At 41.9% G+C, this 6,478-nt stretch carries 7 protein-coding genes; 6 read left to right on the plus strand and 1 reads right to left on the minus strand.

The features are described 5' to 3' along the window. The first annotated feature begins 386 nt into the window (after window positions 1-386). The 6 genes from glyQ to galE all read left to right on the plus strand — a co-directional run bounded on the left by glyQ (window position 387) and on the right by galE (window position 6,157). On the plus strand, window positions 387-1,304 hold the full coding sequence (glyQ, locus tag A3I3_RS0104085; RefSeq protein WP_018371464.1) for a glycine--tRNA ligase subunit alpha: 918 nt from the start codon (window positions 387-389) through the stop codon (window positions 1,302-1,304). Continuing rightward, on the plus strand, window positions 1,304-3,340 hold the full coding sequence (gene glyS, locus A3I3_RS0104090; RefSeq protein WP_018371465.1) for a glycine--tRNA ligase subunit beta: 2,037 nt from the start codon (window positions 1,304-1,306) through the stop codon (window positions 3,338-3,340). The genes glyQ and glyS overlap by 1 nt, the downstream gene beginning before the upstream one ends. A gap of 9 nt (window positions 3,341-3,349) precedes the next feature. Beyond that, a complete protein-coding gene (locus tag A3I3_RS0104095) occupies window positions 3,350-3,607 on the plus strand; it encodes a DUF896 family protein (RefSeq protein WP_018371466.1) in 258 nt (85 codons plus the stop codon). 305 nt (window positions 3,608-3,912) lie between these two features. Continuing rightward, complete coding sequence (locus tag A3I3_RS0104100; protein WP_018371467.1) at window positions 3,913-4,482, plus strand: NAD(P)H-dependent oxidoreductase; 570 nt, start codon at window positions 3,913-3,915, stop codon at window positions 4,480-4,482. Beyond that, window positions 4,466-5,152 carry a triose-phosphate isomerase gene (locus tag A3I3_RS0104105; protein ID WP_018371468.1) on the plus strand — a complete coding sequence of 229 codons (687 nt, stop codon included), beginning with the start codon at window positions 4,466-4,468 and terminating at the stop codon, window positions 5,150-5,152. Before A3I3_RS0104100 ends, A3I3_RS0104105 begins: the two co-directional genes overlap by 17 nt. A gap of 12 nt (window positions 5,153-5,164) precedes the next feature. After that, a complete protein-coding gene (gene galE, locus A3I3_RS0104110; RefSeq protein ID WP_018371469.1) occupies window positions 5,165-6,157 on the plus strand; it encodes a UDP-glucose 4-epimerase GalE in 993 nt (330 codons plus the stop codon). Between the two features lie 59 nt (window positions 6,158-6,216). Here the strand turns inward: galE and A3I3_RS10450 are convergent. Further along, on the minus strand, window positions 6,217-6,478 hold a 262-nt coding region (locus tag A3I3_RS10450), incomplete at its 5' end, for an IS3 family transposase (protein WP_018371470.1).

Consider the following 6,478-nt stretch of genomic DNA (forward strand, 5'->3'; position numbering starts at 1 on the left):
AATCGTTATCGTAAGGCTTCTTTTAGCGAGCTCAGAGTGGTGAAAGCTGGGCAGAAGTGAGAGAACGAGGGAGCTTTCGGATTATTAGTATAGAAATGAAGTTATAAATTAGGGTGGAACCGCGTTTCAACGCCCCTATGCAAGTAAGCATGGTGGGAGTTGCTGTCGTGTGTTCCACTTTTTATGTGCTTAGAAATAAAAGGGAAAATGATGTCAAAAAAATTGACCTTTCACAGGAGGCAGACTCCTTTCTAAGCAAAGCTTAGAGTAGTCTACGGGAAATCCTATCGGACTTTCCCTACCTCCTGCACTAACTTCTTTCAAGTGTCATTGTCGGCCATTTGAAAGAAGTGTCGCAAGCAATCATCAAAATAAGGAGAATACCAATGGGTAAAAAATTAACCTTCCAAGAGATTATTTTAACTCTTCAACAATTTTGGAATGACCAAGGCTGCATGCTCATGCAGGCTTATGATAATGAAAAAGGGGCGGGAACCATGAGTCCCTATACTTTCTTGCGGGCGATTGGGCCTGAGCCCTGGAATGCGGCTTATGTGGAGCCTTCACGTCGTCCGGCAGACGGGCGCTACGGCGAAAATCCCAACCGTCTCTACCAGCACCACCAGTTTCAGGTGGTGATGAAGCCGAGCCCTAGTAATATCCAAGAGCTCTATCTTCAATCTCTGGAAGTCTTGGGCATCAATCCCTTGGAGCACGACATTCGCTTTGTTGAGGATAACTGGGAAAATCCGTCGACTGGTTCAGCTGGTCTAGGCTGGGAAGTCTGGCTAGACGGCATGGAAATCACGCAATTTACCTATTTTCAGCAGGTCGGTGGTCTCGCTACCCAGCCCGTAACAGCTGAGGTGACCTACGGTTTGGAGCGTCTCGCGTCTTACATTCAGGAAGTGGATTCGGTTTATGACATTGAATGGGCAGACGGGGTGAAATACGGTGAAATCTTTACCCAGCCAGAATTTGAGCATTCAAAATACAGCTTTGAAATCAGCGACCAAGACTTGCTGCTGGAAAACTTTGACAAATTTGAAGCGGAAGCAAAACGCTGCCTGGACGAGCACCTGGTGCACCCGGCCTATGACTATGTGCTCAAATGCTCTCACACTTTTAACTTGTTGGATGCGCGCGGAGCCGTGTCTGTAACGGAGCGGGCGGGCTATATCGCGCGCATTCGTAATCTGGCGCGCGTGGTTGCCAAGACCTTCGTCGCTGAGCGCAAGCGTCTGGGTTACCCACTTTTGGACGAAGCAAGTCGGGAAAAATTATTGGCTGAGGAGGAAGCATAATGACCAAAAATTTATTAGTAGAATTAGGTTTGGAAGAAATGCCGGCTTATGTCGTCACTCCTAGCATGAAGCAGCTGCGCGACAAATTAGGGCAGTTTTTGACAGAGCACCGTTTGACTTTTGAAAAAATCGAAATGTTCTCAACGCCGCGTCGCTTAGCGGTGCGCGTAGCGGGCTTGTCCGAGAAGCAAAGTGATTTGACTGAAGACTTTAAAGGGCCGAGCAAGAAGATTGCCTTGGACGCTGACGGCAACTTTACCAAGGCGGCAGAAGGCTTTGTTCGCGGTAAGGGCTTGACCACCGCAGACATTACTTTCAGAGAAATCAAGGGCGAGGAATACGTCTATGTGACCAAGGAAGAGCTTGGGCGACCTGTGGAGCAGATTATTCCTCAAGTGGTAGAAGTGCTGGAGCAGCTGACTTTCCCTGTCAATATGCACTGGGCGGACAACACTTTTGAGTACATTCGTCCCGTTCATACTTTGACGGTGCTATTGGATGAAGAGGCCTTTGAGCTGGACTTTTTGGACATCAAGGGAGCACGGATTAGTCGTGGACACCGTTTCTTGGGTCAAGAAACCCAAATTCAATCTGCCAATTCTTATGAGGATGACTTGCGCCAAGTCTTTGTTATTGCGAGTCCCGTTGAGCGGGGCAATCTAATTTTGGAGCAAATCAAGGAAATCGAGCAGGAACGCAATGTTCAGGTGGAGATTGACGAAGCGCTCTTTAATGAGGTGCTCAACTTGATTGAATATCCGACTGCTTTTATCGGGCGTTTTGACGAACGCTATCTCGATGTGCCTGAGGAAGTCTTGGTGACGTCAATGAAGGTCAATCAGCGCTATTTTGTCGTGCGTGATGAGGCTGGCAAGCTCCTGCCTTACTTCGTTTCAGTCCGCAATGGTAATGCCGAGCATCTTGAAAATGTCGTCAAGGGAAATCAAAAAGTGCTGGTGGCGCGCTTGGAAGATGCAGAATTCTTCTGGCGGGAAGACCAAAAACTTGAGATTAAAGACTTGGTAGAAAAGCTGCGCCAGGTCACTTTCCATGAGAAAATTGGAAGTTTGTTGGAGCACATGGAGCGCACTGGTTTGATTGCTGCGCTTCTGGCTGAAAAAGCAGGACTTGCAACTAGTGAAATCAAAGATTTAGAACGCGCCGCGGCTATTTACAAATTTGACCTCTTGACAGGTATGGTCGGCGAGTTTGATGAATTACAAGGAATTATGGGCGAAAAATATGCTCTCCTTGCGGGTGAAAATCCAGCGGTTGCAGCAGCGATTCGAGAGCACTATTTGCCAAATGCCAGTGAGGGCGAATTGCCTGATACCAAGGTGGGAGCGGTGCTTGCCATTGCTGACAAGTTAGATACCATTCTTTCTTTCTTCTCTGTCGGGCTCATTCCGTCGGGCTCCAATGACCCTTATGCTCTGCGTCGTGCGACACAGGGTGTGGTGCGGATTTTGGATAAATTCGGCTGGGAGATTGATTTGGAGCAGCTGGTGGCAGAGCTCTATGCGCTCAAGTTTGACAGCTTGACTTATGGCAATCAAGCGGCTGTTCTTGATTTCTTCCGTGCGCGCGTGGAAAAAATGATGGACCGTGACATTCCAAAAGACATTATCCAAGCGGTGCTGGATAGTCGTCATTTTGTCGTACGGGATTTGGTTGAAACCGCGAAAATCTTAGCTGAAAAAGCCAAGGAAGCAGGCTTCAAAGCAGCGGTGGAAAGTCTAGCTCGGGTCTTTAATTTGGCAGAAAAAGCAGAAAGCCGTGAGGTCAATCCAGCTCTCTTTGAAAATGAAGCGGAGCAAAATTTCTTTGCGGCAGTGGAAGATTTGCATCTGTCTGATGACTTGGAAGACAATATCAACCAGCTCTTTGCTCTCAGCCCAGTCATTGATGCTTTCTTTGACAATACCATGGTCATGGCAGAAGGTCCAGCTATCCGCAACAATCGCTTGGCGCTCCTTGCCAACCTGACAGACAAGGCAGCCACTCTCGCTCAATTTAACCAAATCAATACCAAATAGGAGGCGTTTATGGAACAAGCAAAAATTGATCGAATTAACGAATTGGCAAAAAAGAAGAAGACGGAAGGCTTGACGCCTGAGGAAAAGGTGGAGCAGGCCAAACTCCGCGAAGAATATATCGAGGGCTATCGGCGCAGCATCCGCCACCATATCGAGGGGATCAAGCTGGTCGATGAGGAAGGAAACGATGTGACTCCTGAAAAGCTTCGCCAAGTCCAACGCGAAAAGGGTCTCCACGGCCGTAGTTTGGATGATCCGAATTCTTAGAAATGTAAAATGAGGCTGGGACAATAGTTCTCAGCCTCTAAAATTAATTCGGATTATCCTGCAAGACGCGGTAGCCTCTTGGCTTCTGCGTTCGTCTTTACAGACTCCGCACAACCCTAATAGGCATCGCGGGGGTGGGACGACGAACTATTCCTTTACAGGAAGTAGTTCTGTCCTACTCCCATTTTAAATTGACATTTCAGGCATAAATTTATACATAGTAGCTTTAGCTGGCTTATTGAGGAAAAATTCACTTATAATAAATCCTGTAAAAAATTTTTACAAAAGTAGAATAGGAGTTTATAATGAATATTTTGATCATCAATGGTTATCAGTCTCATCCTTTTTGCAAAGGTGAATTAAATTTTAGTTTGTTGAATATTATGTTAAATAAGTTGAGAAAGCAACATCAGGTTCAGCTATCTTCAGTTGAAGATTATAATGTAATGGATGAGAGAAATAAATTCTTTTGGGCAGATCTAATTATTTTTCAGTTTCCAATTTACTGGTTTAATGTTCCAGGAAAATTAAAACTATACATGGATCAAGTTTTTGAGTATGGACAATTTTATACATTTGCCGATGAATATGGTTCAGGAGGTCTACTAAAAGATAAATCTTACATTTTATCAACTACCTGGAATGCACCAGAAGAAGTCTTTAATCATCCTGATAAATTTTTTGAAGGAAAATCAGTTGATGATCTATTTATTCCTTTTCATAAAACAATGGAATTTTGTGGCTTAAACCACCAAGGAACTCTCTCTTTTCATAACGTAGTCAAAGCTCCTAATTTTGAAGGATACAGACAAAAATTAGAGCACTTTTTAAATAATAAATGTGGATTGGAGGAAACAGATGCTAGCAATTTTTAATTTTAAAAATAAGATGTCCATTGCTACTCAAGAAAAACTGATGGATGAGTTTAATACTAAAAACTTAAACAAAAATCATCAACTAATTGTAGCACCTATTGTTCCCCGAAAAGATAGTACCTACCAGTTTAATGTTGCCATTCAGAATTTAGCAATTAAAGGTAGAAATGTGGGAGATTTATCGCCTCAACACTTAGAACATTTTGGGATTAAATATGCTTTTGTGGGACATTTAGAAAGACAAAGCATGCTTAATGAGGATGTAACTATGATTCAATCTAAAATTGAGAATGCTATCAGTCATAAAGTCGTTCCCATTGCATGCCTAGGCATTCAAAACGATGTATCTAAAGAGTTACGAGAAATTCTTGCCGGTCTTGATTTACAAAATGCAGAAATCATCTTTGCTTATGAGATTTTAACAGCTACTTTAAGAGGACAAAAAGATTATTCTTTCACGGAGATTGCTAGGAATTTTACTAAACTAAAGGACTACCTAGAGGGACTCAGCCATGAGTTTTCCAATTTTTCCTATAAATTAATTTTTGGAGGAGGTATCGAAAAAGAACATATTGAAAAGGTTATGCATATTGGTTTTGATGGTGTTTTAGTTGGAGATCGTATTCCAGCATTAAAAAGTGTATATCATTATTTAGAAAGCGATGTTTAAAAAGGAGAAAAAATGAAAACTATTTTAGTAACGGGTGGAGCGGGCTACATTGGTTCGCATACTGTAACTGCTCTGTTAAACGCAGGTTATCAAGTACACGTATTGGATAATTTATCAACTGGCTCTTTAGAGGCTGTTGATAAACGTGCTCACTTTGAACAAATGGATGTTTATAATCAAAAAGAGCTTAAATTATATTTACAAAATCATCAGATAGACGCGGTATTACATTGCGCTGGGCAAATTGTTGTAAGTGAGAGTATGGAGAATCCTAGCAAATATTTTGAAGAAAATGTTGCGGGAATGAACAAGGTTTTGAAGGTTTTATCTGAAGTGGGAATTAATAAAATTCTATTTTCTTCAACGGCTTCCCTGTATGGAAATAACTGTATAGATCATCCGGCGACAGAAGACACCTTGTTAGATCCAGTTAATCCTTATGCAGAAATCAAATTGATGGGGGAAAGAATGATTTACTGGATGGCTAAACGCTACGACTGGAAGTATGTCATTTTTCGCTATTTTAATGTGGCTGGTGCATCTATGGATTCATCAAATGGTTTACGAGTAAGAAAACCGACACATATCATTCCTAATATCAATAAAACAGCTTTGGGGCAAAATGAACGATTAAAAATTTTTGGTGATGACTATCATACACGTGACGGTTCTTGTATCCGTGATTATATTCATGTTTTGGATTTGGCGGCAGCACATGTTAAAGGATTTAATTATATTTTTGAGGAAAAATCAAGTTCACAAATATTCAATCTTGGGACAGAAAAAGGGTATACGGTCAAAGAAATTTTCGCAGTAGCTGAGGAAGTTTTAAATCAGCAAATTCCCGTTGAAGTTGTTGGACGTCGTGCAGGAGATCCTGCTAGTGTTTTGGCCAATGCTTCAAAAGCAAAAGACTATCTTAATTGGCAACCTTGCTATAATTTGAAAGATATTATTTTATCTGACTATCAATGGCGTCTCAAAATGGGACAGGAAATCTTATAATAAATAAAAACGATGATTTTTTGTCAAGCCCCAACTAAAATAGACAGTAAAAAAGTGTATTAGTTATGAAGATATGCTTCCCGATATTGCACGGGGGTCATGCCTTTTAATTTTTCTTGCGGTCTATCCATATTATACCAGTCTATATAGTCTTTGATTTGGCGAATGAGCTGTTTCTGACTCTCTGGAGGAAATAAAGTCAAAGACTCACTTTTGAGGTGAGAGAAAAAATTTTCACAAGGAGCATTGTCATAACAATTCCCTTTCCTAGAATGTGAGATTGTCACACCATAGGAGTCTAACTTCCTGAGATACAGTTGA

This window comes from Streptococcus massiliensis DSM 18628, from assembly GCF_000380065.1.
Taxonomy (GTDB): domain Bacteria; phylum Bacillota; class Bacilli; order Lactobacillales; family Streptococcaceae; genus Streptococcus; species Streptococcus massiliensis.